The sequence below is a fragment of the Alistipes shahii WAL 8301 genome, assembly GCF_025145845.1.
GTDB classification, from domain to species: domain Bacteria; phylum Bacteroidota; class Bacteroidia; order Bacteroidales; family Rikenellaceae; genus Alistipes; species Alistipes shahii.
Window position 1 is genome coordinate 341,824 of sequence record NZ_CP102253.1, and the last position, 19,469, is coordinate 361,292.

Genomic DNA, 19,469 nt, shown 5'->3' on the forward strand with positions numbered 1-19,469 from the left:
GCGTTAAAGCAAAGCCCGAAAACTGAAAAATTTTCGGGCTTTTTTGTGTGCGTAACTGTTTGTTTTTCAGTCGAAATCACTTTGCGGTTGAAAAATTTTAGAGGCTCTGATTTCTTGGTTTTCGGAAACAATCGCTCTACTTTTGAAATGTACGAATATCTCATACTCACTTTCAAATTTAAGCCTATGAAAAAGTTCTCTCCCGCAATGTCTGTAATTGTCGGTTTGTTTATGCTATTCGCAGGTATTTATTCGGTCTATGGCGGCGGCAAGACGGCAGTTATTGTCAAACAGGTAAAAGTCGGCGGCGGCCCCGTCTGCCTATCGGAAAATATCCCGCTCGTATTCTATGATAGTTCTATGAGTATAGTAGAGGTCATTGCATCGGGCGCAGAGAGCAAGACGGGGCAGTTGATAATTTCCGGCAACTTTGGCACGGTTGCATGTGAACGTTTCGACCTTTTCAATGGAAAAAGTATCATTCCAATCCCCGAACTGGAACCGGGATTTTACACGATTGAACTGTCAATAGACAAAAATGTTTTCGCAGGCGATTTTTTTATCGAATGACATAGAATGTAGGACAAAGAAAGGGGAAACGAATAGATGACAGAAGCAGCAACTAACTTTTTGTCTGACAGCTAATCCACTAAACCAAAACTCTCTGTGAGTAACGTCTTTGTTTGCTCACACAAAAATCACTACCAACTTAAATTTCAAGGCCATAAAAAAAGTATTAGCATTAATCGTATTGTGTTTCATCGCATTTAATAGCCATGCGCAATTAAAGTATCAGAACGGCTATTTGGTTTATAACGCTATGGAGCGTTACAACGGATATATGACCAACTGGGAGGGCTGGGCGCATTGCTGGAAATTCGGGAATCGAATGATTAAATTCGACCTCGGCCCCGCAGATTCGCGCGTTTCCAGCAACTCCGACAAACTCGTACTCTACGATACGGAGAACGGCGGTTTCATCGACCTGTACGCCCGCAACGTCTATACGAACTCCGACGCTGCGTCGAAAACAAATATCCAGTCGTTAGGCAGCGCAACGGCAACCCTCACGCAACTGCGTCCCGTGTCGTTCGAATGGGCCGATAAGGCGCATTATTTCAAGACCAGCCGACGTTCGACGGGCGTTTCCAATCCCAAAGAAATGGGATTCATTGCCCAGGAGATCGAGCAGGTACTTCCCGACATCGTGGCCGTGGATTGCGAGGGCCACCGTGTCGTAAATTACAGCGCATTGATTCCGCTGCTTACGAAGTCTATTCAGGAGCTTAACGGCCAGATCGAAACCCTGAAAGCAGAAATCGAAGCGCTCAAATCTGGAAAATAATTAAACGATTATTATTAATGTCGATCAGCAATCAATTAATGGGAACATCGGATGCTCCCCAGAAAAGGGCTGACGGATTTAATTGGGCTTGGAGAAACGGTGCGTCTGTTATTTCAAATTCTTGGAGATCATCGACGTTCTCGGAGTTGTTAGAAGATGCGATACAGTCGGCCATGACAAATGGACGTAACGGTCTGGGGTGTGTCGTAACTTTTTCTGCAGGTAATTATGATTCGAATACCGTGGGCTATCCTGCGAGATCGTTGCCCGATATTATCGTCGTCGGAGCGTTAAGTCTTTCGGGTAAACGTAAATCCTCAACGACTATTGATAACGAAGGCTGGTGGGGAAGTGATTACGGAACGCAGTTAGATATAATGGCTCCCGGCGTTCTTATTTATACTACGGACCGAACCGGAAGTGTCGGGTATGTTTCGGGCGATTATATGCCAAATTTTAACGGCACATCATCGGCTTGCCCGCATGTTGCCGGAGTAGCGGCTTTGATACTGTCGGTAAATCCGAACCTGACCCAAAAGGAGGTAGCCACGATCATCGAGAAAACAGCCCGCAAGGTCGGCGGATATAGCTATTCGACGGTTAGCGGCAGACCGAACGGCACATGGCATACAGAAGTTGGTTACGGCCTGATCGACGCCTATGCTGCCGTAATGGAAGCTCAAAATGCAAGTACGACGGTCTATTTCAATGACAAGACAGTTACCACGAATACGGTAGTTTCGGGCAGCGAAATATCTGCGACGAACGTAACCGTTAAGAACAATGCCAAGCTGACGTTTACCAACGCCAAGAGTATTATTATCACTCAACCTTTTACCGTCGAACTCACTTCGTCATTAGAACTTTCTTTACAGTAATTTTTACCGATAAGGCGGAGAATCGGATTCTCCGCCTTTGGTTTTTATAGGATTTTCACCATGCAGACACGCCATCAAGACCGCTCCGCCTATTTTGAAGAAACAGCCACCTCCTGCCGCAATTATTATCTGCCTTATATTGAACAGCATACGTCTTTGAAATTCGGTCGTAAGTGCCGGGTAATGGAGGTCGGTTGCGGCATTGGCGGCATCCTTTCTATTTTTGCGGCAATGGGGGCCACGGTAACGGGAATAGATATTCACAAACCGTCAATCGAAACCGCAAAGACACTTTTCGCCGAAAGGGGGTTGAAAGGAACGTTTATCTGTTCGGATATTTTCGATTACAGCGACACACAACCTTACGACCTGATTATCCTACACGATGCGTTGGAGCATATTCCCGAAAAGGAGCGGTTGATGTTGCATTTAAAATCCTTTCTGAAAGCTGACGGCCTTTTGTATCTGGGATTCCCCGCATGGCAAATGCCGTTCGGGGGACATCAGCAAATGGCGAAGAACCGGATTATCGCCAACTGTCCTTACATCCACCTGCTGCCCCGACCTCTTTTCCGTTTCGTGTTCAGGGCATGCGGCGAAAAGGAAAGCACGGTGAAATGTTTTTTCGAAATCCGGGATACGCGCATCACTATCGAGGGTTTCCATAAATTAGTAACGGCAACGGGACTACGCATAGTGAATCAGCGGCTATATTTCATAAACCCGAATTATCAGGTGAAATTCGGATTGAAACCGCGCATACTATCTCCCGTTATCGGGAAAATACCTTATGTGAGAAATTTTTTCACGACGACCTGCTACTGTCTGCTGGCAATGCAGGAGGGGGCTAATTAACCTCCAGATCGAGCGATATTTTCGCTTCGTTCGGAACAGACGGAACCAACTGCGCTACACGCCATTTCGGGGCTTCGGTGGTGTCGTTCAGCAGAAAGGTTACGGAATATATATATTGAGCATCCGCCTTTACAAAGTTCTTTTTGACGCTTTCGATTCCGTTTGTGGCCTGTCCTGCAACCAAAAGGAGCGTGTTCTTTTCGAAGTCTATATCTTCGGGCAATTTGTCGTTGGGAAATATAAAATCCGCCAGTTCCGCCTGGCTGCGAATCACGATCAGTTGATTAGCGGGCGTTTCAGCCCAGTTCCAAAGAGGATTCAGCGTATAATCGGCGCAGGACAAAGTAGTAGCCTTTCCCTGTGTATTATCATCTGGGGTATCAGTCTTTGTTTGATTCATCTCCACGGACGTACAACCCGTCGCGGTAAACAGAGCCATTGCGATAAGACAAACGATCTTTTTCATAGCTTTGGTTTTTCAGTTTGACGATCAAATAGCGTTCCCGATTTTTATTTCGGCACGGCATCCTTGCGCATATCGTCCGAAATATAAGGTATTCATTTACAAAGATAAGAATTTTGGATAAGAAACAAACTATTTGAACAAAAAACAGGAACCCTGCGGTCCCGGTTTGACATTATTGCAGCTATTTCCAATTTGGAAACAACTGCGTCGGTCAATCTTTGTCTTTTTCGCCCTCGATCTGCTCGGTTTTTTTGGCGGCCAATACCTGTGCGGCGTTGATGGGGGAAACGACCGAGTGGCCTAACTGCTTTTCAAGCTGTGTCCGCGCGGCCTTTGCCACGCTGCCACCGCTTCGGGCGACTTTAACATTCTGCTGGAATCCTTTGGGACGGCGTTGTTTGGAAATCTCCGTAACGGACGCTTCGGCCAGCGTATTCAACGCCAATTCGATATTGGTCATGTTGTCGCGCAGGTTTTCCTTTTTCAACCCTTTGAACTGCTTGTAGGATTTTGTCGTGCGGTCCGCCCACGCTTGGGTGATAATGTCCGTCAGAGTTGCGAATTGCTGGCCCTCTACGCCCCGGCGCTGCCATTCGTCGGTGAGTTCCTTGCGGACCTCCATGCTTTTCAGGCGTTGGTTTATCCAATTCTCGGAATATCCCAGCCGTTTGTAATCGGCCATTGCCTGCTCGATGGACATTTCGGGGTCCTGCATCTGGTCCAAACGGTCGCTGGCGACCTGCGCCATCCATTGTTTGAAAGGTTCGGCCTTCGGCGAGGGGATCGACTGAATCAGGCGGAAAAGCTGTGTCGTGTCCGCCACGTCGGTAAGACGCATCTTTCCGTCGGCAGCCAGCATTTTCAAACCGTGACAATTTGTCACGGTTTCATTTCCCTCCGCTTTAAGTCGCTGTTTGAGTTTACGCCAATAGGCGGCGGCATCTGCACTTTCGGTCAGAATTGCGACAACATCGACAATCGCAAAATACCATTTCTCGGTTTCGTCGTCCCAGACGGTCCGCACCTTGCGTTCCTCGAAAAGTTGTATAGCTTGTTTTTGGGTCATCTGTTTGTAACTTACCGATTAATGCTTTATGACATGAACAATAACATTTTCCGTTTCCTCGAACGACTGCTTAAATGTATCAACATCACGTATGACCCCTAAATCATATATTATGAAAAGCAGATTGTTAAACTTTGTTTTGTAGGCCAAAATATCGTCGTTAATTTGTTGAATAAATGTCTTTTCTTCTGTCTTACATAATTTGATCTCTACTGCTAAATCTATGCTATTAAAACTGAAATCAGGAATATACGCTTTTGACGAATAATCTATGTGCGGTCCCTCTCTCTCAAACTCAATATCCGCTCCGATTAAAAGATTTTCAAATTGATCTTGTATTTCTTTTTCACGTTCAGGCTTGGTGCGAATAACTTTTCTCAATTTATGTTCTGACAATGAAAGAACTTTCATCAAATCTCCGGTAGCTTGTTTTTCGACTGATGCGCAGTAAACAGTATCAATATCATTTGCATCAAGGTAATCTTTTGCGGCTAACAAGAATCCATTAGCTTGTTCAAGTTGCTCTACATAAGCTTCCTGATTGTATGCTTCCATTGCCCCGTCAATGTCCCAGCCATTTATTATTCGCTGGCCTTGGAAATGCCAAGTAAGGTTCTTAATATTACAATAATAATAGGAATCAGAACCGAATACTTCTTCCAAAAAGACTAATGTGTTAGTCAGCCATCTTACATGTTCCGAAGAACCGCGCCGACCTAATTTTAGCGTATGTATAACCTCTATTTGTTTATCTAAATAGCCTAATGCCTCATGTTTTGTCCACTTCTTCATGCTCAAATTTGGATAGAATTGAATCTAAAAGAGAATTACATTTTTACCCTCTTTCTTTCGGGAGTTGTTTCTTGCTTTGCTGTTTGTAGTAGTCGAATTGTTTACGGCAAACATCCTCTACAATATTAAACAATAAATCCACTTTGGGGACAAGCGCGTCTACAACCTCCTTTGGTACAACGAATTTGTCGTTATAGCGTGCTTCGATATAGGAGCGTTCGAGCAATTCGAAATGGTGTTTTTCTTCTTCGGTGTCTAATGGAAACACCTTTACTAATTCCAATGTATAAGCCTTACATTTTTCTATCAATGTATCCAGCTCATGTTCTTTATGTCCGTATAGAATAAATACCAACGGAATTGCTTTCAAAAGATGTTCAACGACCTGATGAAGATTGTATGTGCTATAAGTATACCTTTCTTTTGAATAATCTAATTGATAATACTCATAATGGCTTACAGCCCGATTTAGTTTTCCATTATAGTATTCTTCCGCCATTTGTAAGATTTCAGAAAAATTCAAGTCGCGTGGCGTGGCTAATTGACACTCTCCCGAATTGTAAAGCACAATTCCCTCGGTCAGAATATCTACATAGAAATAACGGCCCTCGGAAAGAGCATTATTGAATTTGGTTATGCTTTCGTTGATAATCGACGGACGGGTTTGAGTATTAGCATTTTTATTTTTTAAGAAATTGGATTTAACCCGGCTCGATACCGTAACCGTGCGCGAACCCAGCCTTTTTTTCGACACAACCAAAATATCATAGTCGCTCATATATTGGATTTTACCGCCGCCGTAATCCCGCCGTATATCCAGTTCAACATAGGTGTTGCGGGCATAACTGCCATACAAGATAATCATTACGACATCCTTTACTTCATCGCGGATCAGGCCGACCAGTTCATGTAAATCCCGCTGTTTACGTTCGGGCAGAAAATCAATGGATTGCTTCATACCCACAAATTTAGCAAGATTTTTCCAAAAACACACGGCCGGACTGCGTTAGATTCGATTTTCTTTGTATATTTGCCTTACGATTCCTTAAAGGCAGTTTCGTTGAACCGGGGCAACATAGGTTGTCCGAGAACAAACTGAAAAGGCAATTACCATGCAAACTTTAAGGAATTATCATAGCTCGGCATAGCCGACGGACATAGCTATAAAGGGTAAACAACTCTTTATACCACACCACAAACATAGGAACCTCTTTCGAGAGGGTTTGAAATTGGTATAATGGTTGTCAGTCCTTGTTATGTCCTGCTTGCATTTTGCGAGCAGGACGGCAAGGGCGCAGGACAGCTACCAATTTCGGGTTTCCTATGACCTGTGGTGTGGGGCTGACACCGCGCCCCCTTTTTATGCCTATCCGGGGCGCATTTCCAACAATCCACACGAATCTATGGAAACCCGTTGCGTCCTGCCGTCCATGCGTAATATCGCCGTCCCTGCGGATTGCACCCGTCCCCAACTTGGGGCCGGGCGGAATCGGTATGTTTCGGCGGCTCCGGCATGGAACCGGACGCCGGGTCTTGCCGTGCAAAATAACAAATCCCGCCTTTCGGTCGCAGCTAATAAATCCTGCCTGCAAGGTTGGCCCTTTAAAATCTGGTCTTGCTGTCCTGCTCCGTATGGAAATGGCACGCATGTTTGCGCGGCACTTACGGGCGGCCGGATCATTGCCGCCCCTTTCTTCGCCAAGAACCCTATATCCCTATATTCCCGGTCCGATGGCCGGGAAACGTTAAACCGTCGGTCAGCGCATCATAAGCACAAGATTGCAAAAGGGAGTAATCCGACTGGCGGCGGAACAGCCGTAACAAACCCGACAAGTAGGACGGGTGGCACGGAATTGCGGCTGTTCCATTTTTGGGACCTTTCCCTCGCCCCACCAACCAATCGAAATACGTACCGTTCCAAAGAACCGCCCCGGCGCATGGGGTAACGCGGCCGGGTTCAGGGTGCAGCGTCGAATTAGATTTTTTCATAATGGTTAGACCCCGCAGCGACCTGCACCCTGTTTTAAAAACGAATAAGCACGGGGCGGGACTTTCTTTTCCATAATACAAAGGCTTGATACGTCGAAAATTTGTTCCGCCCCGTTTTTTACAGATTATGATAGAGCAGCACACCGAAGAAGAACAAACCCTGCGGGCCATCGACCACTTTTACACGACGCAGGTTAGTATCTGCATCGCGGCATTGGGCAGAATGCGGTCTGCGGAGCTGGCCGACAAAAACATCATCCTGCGGGCCATTATGTGCGACATGCCCGACTGCGGCATCTGCGCCGACCCCACGGCCGAAGATTACGGCGTCGATTTTTGGGTTGACCGGGCGGAGTATGTCGATGATCTGTCATTCAACCTTTATGTCACGCAGGCCGAAGAGAACGTACTGTGGAACATCGAGAAAAAAGGCCAGAAACCGGGGCGTCTGGCGGCTCCGCAGCAGCGGATCACGGTGCGGACCGACGGGATAAGCAGGCCCCCGTATATCCCGCTTATCTACCTGACGGTATTAAGTTCCAAACTGATGGCGATGGCTATGTCGGACGTGCTGCCGAACGTGGATTTGTCCACCTATTACGACGAGCGGGTGATGGCTGCCATGAGTGAGCACATGACAGAAGCATTGGACCGGATCGTCGCAATGCAAAACGGGGAGGAAGATGCCCAAATGCCGGTAAGCTGAAACACCGCGGCTGGGGCTATGAAAATGAAATAACGACAACAAACTGTAAAACATGGGATAATAGAATCTACATAACGGAATAAACTGCTGATCTCCAACAAAACGCCCACTTTGTAAGACCAGATTGTCATGCAGATTTAATTTCGTGCTACGGCACGGGGTTTAGGTCTGTATTATCTGGTGGGTATGGGCGTACCTGTTTGGAGTAAACAGCACTTTCCCCGTGCTTTCTGTTTCCCGCACGTTCGATTATGAGAAAAGGCTTGATACTCGGATTCGTCGGCAATAATCCCAAACATGCGCGTCGGCTGCCTGACGATGCTTTCGGACAGTTGATCCGCGGCAATGTTCCGCTGGGTTACAGAACGGTTTTGACTGGCATCGAGGGAAATTTTGAAATGGGCTGTGCGGCTGCGACCCTACGGCTGCGCGGCGAGGGATTGAAAATAAAGCTGCACATAGCCATAACGCAGGGCAAGTACAAAACGTATCTGCGTTATAAACGCGACAATCTCCGGCTTTCGGAAGCACACCGCATCATCGAACAAGCCGACAAGGTGGAAATTATCGAGGGGAAAACTCCGCTGGAAGCCGAAAGGCTCCGCGACCGCCATATCGTCGATAAGAGCGATTTGCTGTTCTATTATTCTACGCAGTTGCGCGACGATTTCCGAAACAAATTCATATCCTATTATCTGGAACAGCAGCATCCGCGGAAAAATGTCTGCGACTTGTCGGACAAGAGCGGCCGGGCGTTCGTGGCAAAGGAAGCCAGCTTACGCTATATGCGGGAACGGGATTTGGTTGTCATGGCGAACAGCATTGATAGAATCTACCTGCAGGACTGGCTTGCGCCTGACACGGACCAGTTGAAGAAGTATTTCAGAGCACCCAAAGAAACCGCCGTCGTGCTGCTGCGCGATACGGGTGTCTGCGACCCGAAGCTGTTGCCCCTGCGGGTGTTTTTCTATGCGCTTTCGAACTCGGTGATAACGAATCTCGCCCTGCCGGAAAAGTGTTGGAGTGAGAGCCGCGAATACTTCGATACGTTCCAAAACATCCTGCGCATTATCCGGCTTACGCGAGCGCACAACATCGAAATCCCGGACTTCAACATCTTCGACTTCACCCGCTACGGGGAGATTATGCGCCGGATTTTCCAATATCAGGAGTTGAAATAACAAGAACGCTGCATGCTGCGAAAATTGCTGAACAGACTTTTCGGCCCCTTTTCTTCGGGCGGCGTAATCCCTCTGGGGGAGTTCCTGATACTGCTTCAAAAGAGTTACGCCTATCTGCGGAAGCATCGTTACCGGGTGCTGTCTACCGAGCTTCCGGACGACCTGCTTAAAAAGTGGCTGATGCCGATGCCGGGCGAGAAGCAGGCGGAGGAATACAAACGCAGTTTTGCCCGCCAAAACGATACGTTGTCCCAAACTCAACTTCCCGTGTTCGTATTCGACCATGTTCTACAAAAACGCTTCAACCGGGATATATCGACATTCGACGCCGCCGAAATGGAAATCGCGGGCAGGGATTTAAGGGTATATATCCTGCTGCTGAATTACATTTTCGGAATGAGGGAAGCGGGGCGGTCCCTGATCGAGTTCGATATTTTCGACGTGGAGAATTACGACGCAATCATCGAACGAATCGAAGCGCAGGAAACGGAACCGGAATAAAAATTCCGGTCCGCAGTATAGCGAATAAGGTTGCATGTTCTCTGTTTTTTTGCTATATTTCAGATCAATTCCGGTAATTGTATGAAATATCTGTTATCTCTTTCAATGGTTTTGCTCCTATGCGGTTGTGGCAGCAACAGGCAAATCGAGCAAGAATTGTCTACTGCGACAAGATTGTTACGCATCGAACCGGACAGCTCGTTGCGCATCATCGAGAACATTGCCCCCGACCGGATTCTGCGGCGCAGCACGCGGGCAAAATACGCTCTCTTGTATTCCGCGGCACTCGATAAAAATTATGTGGATGCCGATGATGATTCGCTGATACGCATTGCATACCGGTATTACGACAACCGGATTTGCTCGGATTCGGTGAAGTTTCTGATTAACTATCACTATGGGCGAATCTATCAAAACGGCGACGATTATCAGGAAGCCATGCGCTATTATCTGACTGCGGAAAAATACGCTCTCGCGGCGCATAAGAATTATTATCTGGGTTTGGTATACTCCCGTATCGGGGAGGTCTATTCCGAGCAGATGAATTTTAACGGAGCGCTGGAATATTATCAGAATGCTTATGACGCTTGGGAAAAACTACGCAATCCTGCGTTTATGAATAATGCGATACTTAATATCGCCAATGCCTATTCCAGTTTGGGCGATAACGACAATGCCGTAAAATACTATTCGCAAGCTCTGCAAGCAGCCGCACAGCAGGAAGATAACGATATGGTTATTGCTTGTTTAAGCAATTTGGGGGATATTTATGTAAATGAGGGCGATTATCCAAAAGCCTTGCAGGCCGTAAAGGAAATTGAGCGGACCGCTCCAGATGGTCTGTCAATTTATCAATATAGAGTATTGGCCAAAGTCTATTATCTGCAACACAAGATAGACAGCGCACGATATTATTTCAATATCGCTTCGGAGTTGGCGGAGGATATTCGGGACGATGCACAACTGGCATATCTATCTATTCAAATTGAATTGGCATCCGGAAATTCAGAGGAAGCAGCCAATTCGATCAATGAATATATCTGGTTGAGCGATTCCGTATCCCGCATGGTGGTATCTCAGTCAGCAACCGCCGCCGAGGGAAAATATTATAAAGAGCAAACCGCTTTTGCGAGTTACCGCCTGAAAGTACGAACTTACTTTGAATATATTGTCGGACTGCTGATCTGCGCCGTCGCAATTTTCCTGATCTACTACTATCGGGAACGCATGAAACGAAAACAACAGCAGGTTGAACGCTACATGTTGGCCGTTGACAGCATCCGGGCATCGAAAAACCGCATCCTCGAACATCTTGCCGTCAAGGAGGGACAGGAGGTGCAACTTAAAGAATTGGTGTTGTCCCGCTTCGAGTTCCTCGACCAACTCGGCCGGGCGTTCTATGAACGGAACAATACAAAAGCACAGCAGGAGGTCATTTACAAACAAGTGAGAAACTTCTTTACGAACCTTGCATCCAATCCCGCGACCAAAAAAGAATTGGAGGAGATCGTAAACACGGTAAATGACAATATCATCGTGAAACTGCGGAAGCAGTTCCCGAAATTCAAACCTGCGGATATAGATTTGCTATGTTACATCTACGCCGGATTCTCGGCGCAAATCATCAGCGTTATAATCGGCGATTCGGTATCGAATATCTACAACCGCAAATCGAGATTGAAAGCCCGAATTGCGGCATCGGATTCGGCCGAAAAAGACTTTTTTATTCAGAAAATGCAATAACATTCTGATTATCAAATAAATTACCCCCCCCCGTTGAAAAATCCAAAAAAAATAACATGTAATATTTTGTTTTTCAGGCAATTATCGCATACATTATAAAAACTGCGAGATTTTTGCAATTCTCGCGGTTTTTATTTTTCTGTATATCAATAATTTATTGACTTTGTGTGATAGATTTTATCGGCGCTGATTTTGCTATCGGAAGAAACCGAAAGCCTAACTTTGCTATTTTCTAACCCACATATCTTATCACATGAAAAAATTACTTTTATTACTTGTGCTGTGCTGCATCGGAGCCGGAATTTGCTTTGAAGCGTATGCAAATCGGAAACGACCGAAAACCACGTCCGTTTATCTGGAAAAGAAAATGACGGTCAAAGGTCCGCGCAGCGTCATGCCGCCGATTAATGCGGTGCTTTCTCCGGATGGCAACACCATTACGCTTTACTCTCCGGAGAATTGCGACCGGGCATTCGTTACGATCTCCGGCAATGGAACCTATCTTACGGAAATGGTGAATTTCGGGGATCAGATTGCGACACTCGACGTGTCGGACCTCGACTGCGGGGTTTATCTGATTACCGTCGAATATGAAAACGGTACGATTTACACCGGACAGATCGAGTTTACCGAATAATTTCTTAGATTTACCTTTAAAATTATGATTATGAAACATATTTCTATCGTTTTACTGGCAGGTCTTGCGGCTGTCGCTTTTGCCTGCACGAAAGAAACGCCCCCTGAACAGACAGCACCGGAACCGCAGGAAATGGGCGTCGGGGGTGATATTGTCTGCATTGACGGCACACTGCATTTTTCATCAGGTGAAGTTTGCCTGAACACTTTGGAATCGCTGACTTCGGAAGAATCTCTGCACGCTTTCGAGAAAGCGCATAATTTCACCTCGTGGCGTTCGTTCACGGATGGTATGTTGGATGATATTATCGCCTGTGAAACTCCGGAGGAGTACCAAGCGGTTTTTGAAACCTGCGCAGGTTATCTTAAAATGGATAATGACCGCCTGATGCCTGTTATCACTTCTGTCGGTTATGCCAGCATTGCAGACATTAATGGAGTTTTTTATGTCGGTGATGTCAAACATACCGTGAACGCGGAATCCGTAACTATCGAGAGGACCGATGCAAAAACAAGGGCTGTTGAAGTTGAAGAAATAGGTTATGTTGCGCCTGTATTCGATGAAACCCAGACCAGAGGAGAGATTTCGCAGAAATATACGGATCGCCGTCGTGAAACAAAAAAGTACAAAGTTTTCTCTCGCACCAACGTATTGCGTCACTCTGCTGTGCAAGAGGTAAATGGACAGAAATACTATAACACCTCCTTTGCTATTCAGGTGCATGTTTCGGGACAAAAGAAGAAGACCCTGATAGGATGGAATACATACAATGACCGCTTTTATATTGAGAATCTGCATTGGGATTTAACCATCGCCGGGAAACGTATTTCTTTCGAAACATACAGAAATAACTATTCGAAAACGGAATCCACAAAGAACCTGTATGCGACCATCGGTTTCGGAAACGGTCAATTCAACATGACCCCTACGGAAGTACCTATGCCGAGCGGATTCAACTGCATTGTACATAGGGCACGAAGCCGTGAGATGGGTAATTGCGGAGTTGTTACAGATATTAATTGCTGCCAAGGAATTTACCTGCCGGTTCCCGAATGTATCTAACTATTCCATATCAAGGAAACAGGGACATAATTCTCTGTTTCCTTGATTATTCCACACTCTAAAATTTATTATGAAAAAGATTCTTTTCTTGCTTGCGTTTGCCATCGGATTCATTTCTTGCAACGATGAAAAACATGTTTGGAGCTTCGAGGACATGTTTTATTTCCTGCATAACGATCCATCGCAGGAGGGCTGGGTTGAACCTGTTACGAAAATAACTGTCGGACCCGGTGCGCAGGTGGATTTATTGGTTACACGCAATGCTTTTGCAGCCAAAGCTCATCCCAAACAGACGGTAAAGGTCATTGTCGAGGAGAATCTATCCACGGCAAAACCCGGCGGTGATTTCATTCTCAGCGAGCAGGTTTTCAATTTCAGGAATAAGGATGTCCTGCAACTTCCTTTACGAGTAAATATCAGCGGCGGCACGTCCGGTAAAAAAATCGTGCTACGTCTTGATTACGGCTATTATGACGAATGCAGTCCGGAAAGCCGTAAGGGAGATAAGTTGATAATTAAGGTTAAATAAACCATGCTGCGCTGCATTTCGGTATTCTTTGTAGTTTTTATCTGCTGGGCCTGCGAGGTCGATTATTCGTTCGGCGAAAAGGATTTTAAGCCCCGCGTGGTTGTCAATGCGTTGATCTCGCCGCAGGAACCCTTTGCGGTACGCCTGCATTGGAGCCGCAGCTACTCGGCCCAAAGCGGGTTTACTCCCGTTGGGGAAGCCGAAATCCGCCTGTACGAAGATAATACCGAGGTTGTGCGCTGTCCGGCCGATCCGGAGGGCACGACCCAAACAACGTTCCGGGCTGTTGCCGGGCGCTCATACCGTCTTGTTGTATCGGTCCCCGGTTATGGAGAGTTATCTGCCCGGACGACGATTCCCGAAGCGCCCGCAGCCCGCATATCGTTCGCGCACCAAAAGGGATGGTATCGGCATTTCGACATGACGGACCTTACTGCAGGCGTGGATGCCAAAGCTATCTGGCTCCGGGGTACGGAACGGGACAATAACGGAGAAAAAGATATATATGCGTTCTATACGACTTCTGTATTTGTCGATCAGGTGAACGGCGCGAACGACGCCTACGAATCCGACGAAAAAGGAAGCACCATAGATTTCGAATATTTTCTGCGTGTCGCCCGCGAAAATCTCAGCGCAGCATTCCCGCTCCGCTTCTCGGTTTTCGGAGCCGTTGAAAACAGGCACACATTTCAGATTATTGCGGCGTCCGATACCTACGACCGCTATATGCGCTCCCGATATAAACATGAGCTGAATACGGGGGAAAGTGCGCAGGAAAATCCCTTTATCGAGCAGATCACGGTCTACTCGAACATCGACAACGGTATCGGCATCTTCGCCGGATATAACTATTACACGACGCCCGAATTATGAGGAAACTGCTCGCAGGCTGTCTGGCGCTTTGCATTCCCGCCTTACTTACGGCGCAAACTCCCGCCGACAGCATTTCACGCACCGAAGCGATAGATTCGGTAGTCGTCACCGCCCGCAGGCCGTTGATGGTCTACAAGCAGACGGGTAATATCGCCGTGGACATCGAGCAGCTTAAATACGCTCCGCTGTTCGCGGGCGAAAAAGACATATTCAAATTCCTGCAACTGCTTCCGGGCGTATCGGCCGGAAAGGACGGCATGTCGGGGCTGCTGGTACGCGGCGGCAGCAACGACCAAACATTAATTCTTTACGACGACGTACCGATTTACAATCAGGCGCATGCCTACGGCATCCTCTCGATATTCAGCGGCGAAACGGTCCAATCGGCCGAGGTGTCGAAAGGCTTCATATCACCCGCCTACGGGTCCCGGCTTTCGGCCTTGACGCAGATTCGCACACGCGAGGGCGACCGACTGAATCACCGCCAGTCGCTCACGGTGGGAACCTTGTCGTTGGCCGGGACCCTCGACGGGCCTATCAAACGCGATAAGGGTTCCTACCTCATTTCGGCCCGCTACTTCTTTCCCGAAGCGGTGCTTGCAATCGCCGATAACGATATACGATACGGTTTCAACGATATAACGGGGAAACTGACTTATGACATTCACCGGAATCATACGCTTTCGCTGGGCGTCTATTCGGGCGACGACCACATGAAGAACAAGGAAGATCACGCAGAAAACGGGTTCGGCTGGGGCAATACTACGGCATCCCTGCGGCTGGAATCGCGTTGGAATGATAATCTGCGCTCCTCGGTGGTGGCCTACTATACCTACCTGCAAAACCGTCAGGAAACAGAATTTAAAGACGACGGTTTCAGTAATTGGGGCAAAACGACTTTCAAAACCCACGAGTTCGGAGCACGCATGACGTTCGACCAACGGCTTTCGCGTGTCTGGTCGCTGGAATACGGGGCTACGTTTTCGCACCAGCGGTTCGAACCGATGCACACAAAAAGCATCATCAACGGACAGCACAAGGACCGCGGCTATTCTTCCGAGCTGCTTGTTTCGGGGGCGCTGTTCCTGAACAACCGCTTTCAATGGGGCGGCTGGCGGGCCGACGTGGGCGTGCGGGGCGCGGCCTATGACAATTCGGAGCAGACAAGATATGCAGTAGAGCCGCGTGCGCAGCTATCCTATGATTTTGGCCGCGACAATTCGGTCTGGCTTTCGGGGACGATAAATTCTCAGGCGCTTGTTCAATTCAACCGCTATTACTACTCGATGCCGATTGACTTCTGGACTCCGTTTCGGGACGGCAGGTTACAACACGCATGGCAGGTATCGCTCGGAGGTCGTGCGAAGCTGCACGAAAACCTGACCCTTTCGGTAGAGGGCTATTATAAACGAATGCGCAACCTGCCGCTGATCTACGACAGCGACGATTTTCTGCTGAATAACGGTGGATTCATCTACGGTACGGGACGAGCGTTCGGCATTGAAGCAATGCTCCAGTACCAGACCGAACGCCTGAGCCTGACGGCTTCCTATACCTATACCGATTCCCGCCGCCGCTCGGACGGCGTAACCTACCCGTTTGAGTATGACGTACCGCACGATTTCAATGCGTTCGTCAGCTACGACGTGGTGAAGCGGCCGGGCCGAAAACATACCTTTTCACTCAATGTTGCATGGCGTTCCGGGCTTCCGTATCGCCTGACGAACGAAAGCTATCCGGATACGGACGGTAATCCGATCATCGGCATTACGGCCTATCCCACGATGCGGATGCGCAACTATTTCCGCGCCGATGTCAGCTACAACATGGAGCGCCGCAAGCGCAACGGCGTGCGCAACTGGCAGTTCTCGATCATCAACGCCACATGGCACAAAAACCCCGTGAGCATTTACCCTTACCGGGGCAGCTATAAGGCAACGGTGCTGATACCTATCATGCCGTCGGTTTCATATACCCGCACGTTCGGAAAATGATCGTGTCCACAATATTCAAAACGCCAATTTCCAAACCTCAAAATAACTTTTAACCCTTAAAATTTTGTCTTATGAAAAAAAACGATCTTCACCATTCTGTTTGTTCTTTCAGTTACGATTAACTGCTTGGCCCAAATGACCTACAAGGACGGCAAACTCACCGTAGGACGAGGTATGTATAAAACCTATACGACGAGTTGGGCGGGATGGGCGCACTATTGGGGGGGGGCCACGGACCAGAACGGTATCAAAATGCACATTCATGCAGCCGATCCCCGTATGTCTACTACAACCAATAAACTTGTGTTTTTGGATAGCGACAGGTCCTTGTATATCGACCTTTATTGCCGCACGATGTATCAGACTTCGGATGAAAAACTGAAAACCAATATTCGCTCATTGAAAACGACACCCGTTTCCCGGTCTGCTTTTTCCATTAACATAGCGCCTGCACAATCTAACCCGTCAACGAATATGGTGCTGAAATTGAATCCCGTGAAATATCATTGGAGGGATGAAAGCGAATACGAAAGATTCAATATTCGTCCCGTGCAAAGCGGTGTGGAGGAATACGGTTTTTTGGCGCAGGAATTAGAAGCTATCATTCCCGGAGCAGTCGCCATGACAGAAGAGGGTGACCGTCTTGTCAATTATTCCGCCCTTATCCCGATTCTGACGGGCGCCATTCAGGAATTAACCGCGCGCGTCGCTGCATTGGAAAGTCAATTAAAAGCTGCCGGGAAATAGGAAATCATTGAATTTTGACGGAATTACATAAAACTGTTTTATGAAGAAAATATATTCGGTGATATTATTATTGGCAGTGATGCTGTCCTCTTGTACCAAAGACGAAACAGACATTATGACCGATGATAATTCCAACGCGCCGGCACTCGCAAAAACCCGTTCGGATGGAAGTGATATGGTAGAATATGAACTTTTACCGAATCCGTACACGGTTGATGTCATACAGGGAGTTTACGATTCGTATAATGTTTCTAAAACTATTGAACCGACGGATTTGTACGTCAGATTCTTACCGCAGGACAGTTTACAACTTATTGCCCTGAAAAACGATTATGACCTCGAACTGTTCGACTATCCGCTCAATATCGAACTTCCGGAAGATGCGGTTTATCAAGACACGACTATTCCGGAGGGTAGTTTTACTTGGTTGTATACAACCGTAAAGCCAGACTTCGCATTTCCCAAAGAAATACCTTATGAGGTGATTGAAGAATGCTATATTCCGGCAGAAGATGAAACAATCTCACCCACTCGCGGGGGTATTATAAATGTGGAGGAAGCTGCTTTTTTAAGTCTTGGCTACCCCCTTGAAGAACAGGAACCGGAAACTCGCGGAAAACGCAGACCGGAGGGAACTATCAGAGTTTATGATGATTATGCAGGTACTTTTGTTCCGGTAAAAGGAGTTAAAATCAGATGCCATAGATTTATTAAATGGTCTACGACATTTACGGACGAAAGCGGCCATTATACAATGGACAGCAAATTCAGATTCGGACCGCATTACGCGATTGTTTTTGACAACAGGAAAGGTTTTGACATCTGGGGTAATTGGGGGCCGATTGCACGGGCCAATCTTAATATGGGGTGGCATAGTAACCGAGGACACTCACGCGATATAAATGCTGGAAGTTTTGCTTGGGATTGGGCGGCTGTTAATAATGCAACCTACGATTACTATAAAATGTGCGAGGAAACAGGAATTGCCAAACCGCCCCGTAATCTTAAAATTTGGGTTTTCAAACGCTGGACGACATCCTCGACACCTATGTTGCGCCGAATCGTACATCCTATTGGGTATAACGGTAATTCATCGTGGAAAAACTTTTTTATCAATATCGGTTACGGTACTCTTGCAACGGTGCTGAATCAAATGCTAAAAAAGGTTCTACCTGATATTACGATAGGAACAGGTGGACACTCTTACCGGAAGGTTTATGACGTTGTAAATCACGAGTTGTCCCACGCCAGTCATTTCAGTCAAGTAGGAAGTGCGCATTGGGCGAAGTATATCAGCTATATTATGACATACGGTTCTTATGGAAACGGGACGGGTAAGAATGCAGAACTTTGTGGAATTGGTGAAATGTGGGGTTACTCAATGGGGCATATTCAGGAACACGAATACTATAAGGAATCAATCGTAAATCGGGTGTACTATTTTGGAAGTCCGAGCGGTTGGATAAAACCCCACGTGGTCTGGGATTTATGCAGAAAAAGTATCTTGACGAAGAAGCAGATATATGATTGCTTGGTCGTAGGGGTCGATACCTATGACAGATTAGTCGCAAAAATGTACGAAAAATATCCCGAAAAGGCTGATGAGATCGAAAAGGCATTTACGGACAATGGTATTACCCCGAATGTCCCCAAACCTGATACCGGAGATTTGACGCATGATGCCTTTTATACCGACAAAACGGTTTCTTCGTCTTTCATTTTTTCAGGGAATAATATTCTTACGCGGAATGTTACTGTAACGAATAGTGCGAAACTGACCTTTCGGGCCAACAAGTCCGTTACTATAAACTCTCCGTTTACAATTAATCAAGGAGCGCAGCTTGAAATGACCTGTGGTAACTGACAATTATTTTAAGACATCTATATACTTCAATGTACCAAACTGAAAATAGGATGTCTTATATGCAAATATAGGTTTTTTCTTTGAAAATCCATATTCAAGGCAAAATACAAGTCATTCAAAGTCAGCCACAATGGTTGGCTTTTTTCATTTTCTTTGAAAATTTTTCCGAAAATAGTGCAAAATCGGGCTTCGTGTGGTAATATAATCATATATAATCCAAATTCATGACTTATTAGTCAAA

General features: G+C 46.8%; 19 protein-coding genes. 15 read left to right on the forward strand and 4 right to left on the reverse strand.

Features of this window, described 5'->3' with window-relative positions; translation table 11 throughout:
• The first annotated feature begins 186 nt into the window (after nucleotides 1-186).
• From NQ492_RS01465 to NQ492_RS01480, 4 genes are all read left to right on the forward strand, one after another.
• Complete coding sequence (locus tag NQ492_RS01465; protein WP_227042945.1) at nucleotides 187-570, forward strand: hypothetical protein; 384 nt, start codon at nucleotides 187-189, stop codon at nucleotides 568-570.
• A gap of 319 nt (nucleotides 571-889) precedes the next feature.
• Nucleotides 890-1,345 (forward strand): tail fiber domain-containing protein, encoded by a 456-nt coding sequence (locus NQ492_RS01470; protein ID WP_237959070.1) that lies wholly within the window; start codon nucleotides 890-892, stop codon nucleotides 1,343-1,345.
• Nucleotides 1,346-1,362: 17 nt separating this feature from the next.
• Nucleotides 1,363-2,223 carry a S8 family serine peptidase gene (locus tag NQ492_RS01475; RefSeq protein ID WP_231839881.1) on the forward strand — a complete coding sequence of 287 codons (861 nt, stop codon included), beginning with the start codon at nucleotides 1,363-1,365 and terminating at the stop codon, nucleotides 2,221-2,223.
• A gap of 60 nt (nucleotides 2,224-2,283) precedes the next feature.
• Complete coding sequence (locus NQ492_RS01480) at nucleotides 2,284-3,078, forward strand: class I SAM-dependent methyltransferase (protein WP_009598561.1); 795 nt, start codon at nucleotides 2,284-2,286, stop codon at nucleotides 3,076-3,078.
• Here the strand turns inward: NQ492_RS01480 and NQ492_RS01485 are convergent.
• From NQ492_RS01485 to NQ492_RS01500, 4 genes are all read right to left on the reverse strand, one after another.
• On the reverse strand, nucleotides 3,071-3,544 hold the full coding sequence (locus NQ492_RS01485) for a hypothetical protein (protein ID WP_014776091.1): 474 nt from the start codon (nucleotides 3,542-3,544) through the stop codon (nucleotides 3,071-3,073). The genes NQ492_RS01480 and NQ492_RS01485 overlap by 8 nt on opposite strands.
• 211 nt (nucleotides 3,545-3,755) lie before the next feature.
• The gene (locus tag NQ492_RS01490) at nucleotides 3,756-4,610 is read right to left on the reverse strand and encodes a BRO-N domain-containing protein (RefSeq protein WP_009598564.1); all 855 of its coding nucleotides are present in this window, start codon (nucleotides 4,608-4,610) and stop codon (nucleotides 3,756-3,758) included.
• A gap of 18 nt (nucleotides 4,611-4,628) precedes the next feature.
• Nucleotides 4,629-5,402, reverse strand: a complete 774-nt coding sequence (locus tag NQ492_RS01495; protein WP_015546646.1) for a PD-(D/E)XK nuclease domain-containing protein — start codon at nucleotides 5,400-5,402, stop codon at nucleotides 4,629-4,631.
• Nucleotides 5,403-5,445: 43 nt separating this feature from the next.
• On the reverse strand, nucleotides 5,446-6,360 hold the full coding sequence (locus NQ492_RS01500) for a HEPN domain-containing protein (protein WP_014776089.1): 915 nt from the start codon (nucleotides 6,358-6,360) through the stop codon (nucleotides 5,446-5,448).
• A 1,158-nt stretch (nucleotides 6,361-7,518) separates the two neighbouring features.
• Between NQ492_RS01500 and NQ492_RS01505 the strand changes: the two genes are divergently transcribed.
• From NQ492_RS01505 to NQ492_RS01555, 11 genes are all read left to right on the forward strand, one after another.
• Nucleotides 7,519-8,097, forward strand: a complete 579-nt coding sequence (locus NQ492_RS01505; RefSeq protein WP_015546647.1) for a hypothetical protein — start codon at nucleotides 7,519-7,521, stop codon at nucleotides 8,095-8,097.
• Between the two features lie 251 nt (nucleotides 8,098-8,348).
• Entirely contained in the window at nucleotides 8,349-9,278 is a 930-nt protein-coding gene (locus NQ492_RS01510; RefSeq protein WP_015546648.1) for a hypothetical protein, read from the forward strand.
• Nucleotides 9,279-9,290: 12 nt separating this feature from the next.
• Nucleotides 9,291-9,779 (forward strand): hypothetical protein, encoded by a 489-nt coding sequence (locus NQ492_RS01515; RefSeq protein ID WP_015546649.1) that lies wholly within the window; start codon nucleotides 9,291-9,293, stop codon nucleotides 9,777-9,779.
• Nucleotides 9,780-9,860: 81 nt separating this feature from the next.
• Nucleotides 9,861-11,522 carry a tetratricopeptide repeat protein gene (locus tag NQ492_RS01520; protein ID WP_231839882.1) on the forward strand — a complete coding sequence of 554 codons (1,662 nt, stop codon included), beginning with the start codon at nucleotides 9,861-9,863 and terminating at the stop codon, nucleotides 11,520-11,522.
• A gap of 253 nt (nucleotides 11,523-11,775) precedes the next feature.
• On the forward strand, nucleotides 11,776-12,159 hold the full coding sequence (locus NQ492_RS01525) for a DUF3244 domain-containing protein (protein WP_015546650.1): 384 nt from the start codon (nucleotides 11,776-11,778) through the stop codon (nucleotides 12,157-12,159).
• A 30-nt stretch (nucleotides 12,160-12,189) separates the two neighbouring features.
• Nucleotides 12,190-13,221, forward strand: a complete 1,032-nt coding sequence (locus tag NQ492_RS01530) for a hypothetical protein (protein ID WP_231839883.1) — start codon at nucleotides 12,190-12,192, stop codon at nucleotides 13,219-13,221.
• A gap of 70 nt (nucleotides 13,222-13,291) precedes the next feature.
• Nucleotides 13,292-13,750: a hypothetical protein gene (locus NQ492_RS01535; RefSeq protein ID WP_014776080.1), complete on the forward strand. Its 459-nt coding sequence runs from the start codon at nucleotides 13,292-13,294 to the stop codon at nucleotides 13,748-13,750.
• A 3-nt stretch (nucleotides 13,751-13,753) separates the two neighbouring features.
• On the forward strand, nucleotides 13,754-14,623 hold the full coding sequence (locus NQ492_RS01540) for a DUF4249 domain-containing protein (RefSeq protein ID WP_015546652.1): 870 nt from the start codon (nucleotides 13,754-13,756) through the stop codon (nucleotides 14,621-14,623).
• A complete protein-coding gene (locus NQ492_RS01545; RefSeq protein ID WP_015546653.1) occupies nucleotides 14,620-16,617 on the forward strand; it encodes a TonB-dependent receptor plug domain-containing protein in 1,998 nt (665 codons plus the stop codon). Before NQ492_RS01540 ends, NQ492_RS01545 begins: the two co-directional genes overlap by 4 nt.
• Nucleotides 16,618-16,752: 135 nt before the next feature.
• Nucleotides 16,753-17,364: a tail fiber domain-containing protein gene (locus NQ492_RS01550; RefSeq protein WP_015546654.1), complete on the forward strand. Its 612-nt coding sequence runs from the start codon at nucleotides 16,753-16,755 to the stop codon at nucleotides 17,362-17,364.
• A 40-nt stretch (nucleotides 17,365-17,404) separates the two neighbouring features.
• Nucleotides 17,405-19,228: a hypothetical protein gene (locus tag NQ492_RS01555; protein WP_015546655.1), complete on the forward strand. Its 1,824-nt coding sequence runs from the start codon at nucleotides 17,405-17,407 to the stop codon at nucleotides 19,226-19,228.
• Nucleotides 19,229-19,469 lie beyond the last annotated feature (241 nt).

What these genes read in the sequence shown, in the direction of transcription:
- NQ492_RS01545 (WP_015546653.1), top strand. Translation starts at nt 14,620, where the DNA reads ATGAGGAAACTGCTCGCAGGCTGTCTGGCGCTTTGCATTCCCGCCTTA.
- NQ492_RS01485 (WP_014776091.1), bottom strand. Translation starts at nt 3,544, where the DNA reads ATGAAAAAGATCGTTTGTCTTATCGCAATGGCTCTGTTTACCGCGACG.
- NQ492_RS01550 (WP_015546654.1), top strand. Translation starts at nt 16,753, where the DNA reads ATGACCTACAAGGACGGCAAACTCACCGTAGGACGAGGTATGTATAAA.
- NQ492_RS01505 (WP_015546647.1), top strand. Translation starts at nt 7,519, where the DNA reads ATGATAGAGCAGCACACCGAAGAAGAACAAACCCTGCGGGCCATCGAC.
- NQ492_RS01515 (WP_015546649.1), top strand. Translation starts at nt 9,291, where the DNA reads ATGCTGCGAAAATTGCTGAACAGACTTTTCGGCCCCTTTTCTTCGGGC.
- NQ492_RS01495 (WP_015546646.1), bottom strand. Translation starts at nt 5,402, where the DNA reads ATGAAGAAGTGGACAAAACATGAGGCATTAGGCTATTTAGATAAACAA.
- NQ492_RS01520 (WP_231839882.1), top strand. Translation starts at nt 9,861, where the DNA reads ATGAAATATCTGTTATCTCTTTCAATGGTTTTGCTCCTATGCGGTTGT.
- NQ492_RS01530 (WP_231839883.1), top strand. Translation starts at nt 12,190, where the DNA reads ATGAAACATATTTCTATCGTTTTACTGGCAGGTCTTGCGGCTGTCGCT.
- NQ492_RS01490 (WP_009598564.1), bottom strand. Translation starts at nt 4,610, where the DNA reads ATGACCCAAAAACAAGCTATACAACTTTTCGAGGAACGCAAGGTGCGG.
- NQ492_RS01525 (WP_015546650.1), top strand. Translation starts at nt 11,776, where the DNA reads ATGAAAAAATTACTTTTATTACTTGTGCTGTGCTGCATCGGAGCCGGA.
- NQ492_RS01540 (WP_015546652.1), top strand. Translation starts at nt 13,754, where the DNA reads ATGCTGCGCTGCATTTCGGTATTCTTTGTAGTTTTTATCTGCTGGGCC.
- NQ492_RS01475 (WP_231839881.1), top strand. Translation starts at nt 1,363, where the DNA reads ATGTCGATCAGCAATCAATTAATGGGAACATCGGATGCTCCCCAGAAA.
- NQ492_RS01465 (WP_227042945.1), top strand. Translation starts at nt 187, where the DNA reads ATGAAAAAGTTCTCTCCCGCAATGTCTGTAATTGTCGGTTTGTTTATG.
- NQ492_RS01500 (WP_014776089.1), bottom strand. Translation starts at nt 6,360, where the DNA reads ATGAAGCAATCCATTGATTTTCTGCCCGAACGTAAACAGCGGGATTTA.
- NQ492_RS01480 (WP_009598561.1), top strand. Translation starts at nt 2,284, where the DNA reads ATGCAGACACGCCATCAAGACCGCTCCGCCTATTTTGAAGAAACAGCC.
- NQ492_RS01555 (WP_015546655.1), top strand. Translation starts at nt 17,405, where the DNA reads ATGAAGAAAATATATTCGGTGATATTATTATTGGCAGTGATGCTGTCC.
- NQ492_RS01470 (WP_237959070.1), top strand. Translation starts at nt 890, where the DNA reads ATGATTAAATTCGACCTCGGCCCCGCAGATTCGCGCGTTTCCAGCAAC.
- NQ492_RS01535 (WP_014776080.1), top strand. Translation starts at nt 13,292, where the DNA reads ATGAAAAAGATTCTTTTCTTGCTTGCGTTTGCCATCGGATTCATTTCT.
- NQ492_RS01510 (WP_015546648.1), top strand. Translation starts at nt 8,349, where the DNA reads ATGAGAAAAGGCTTGATACTCGGATTCGTCGGCAATAATCCCAAACAT.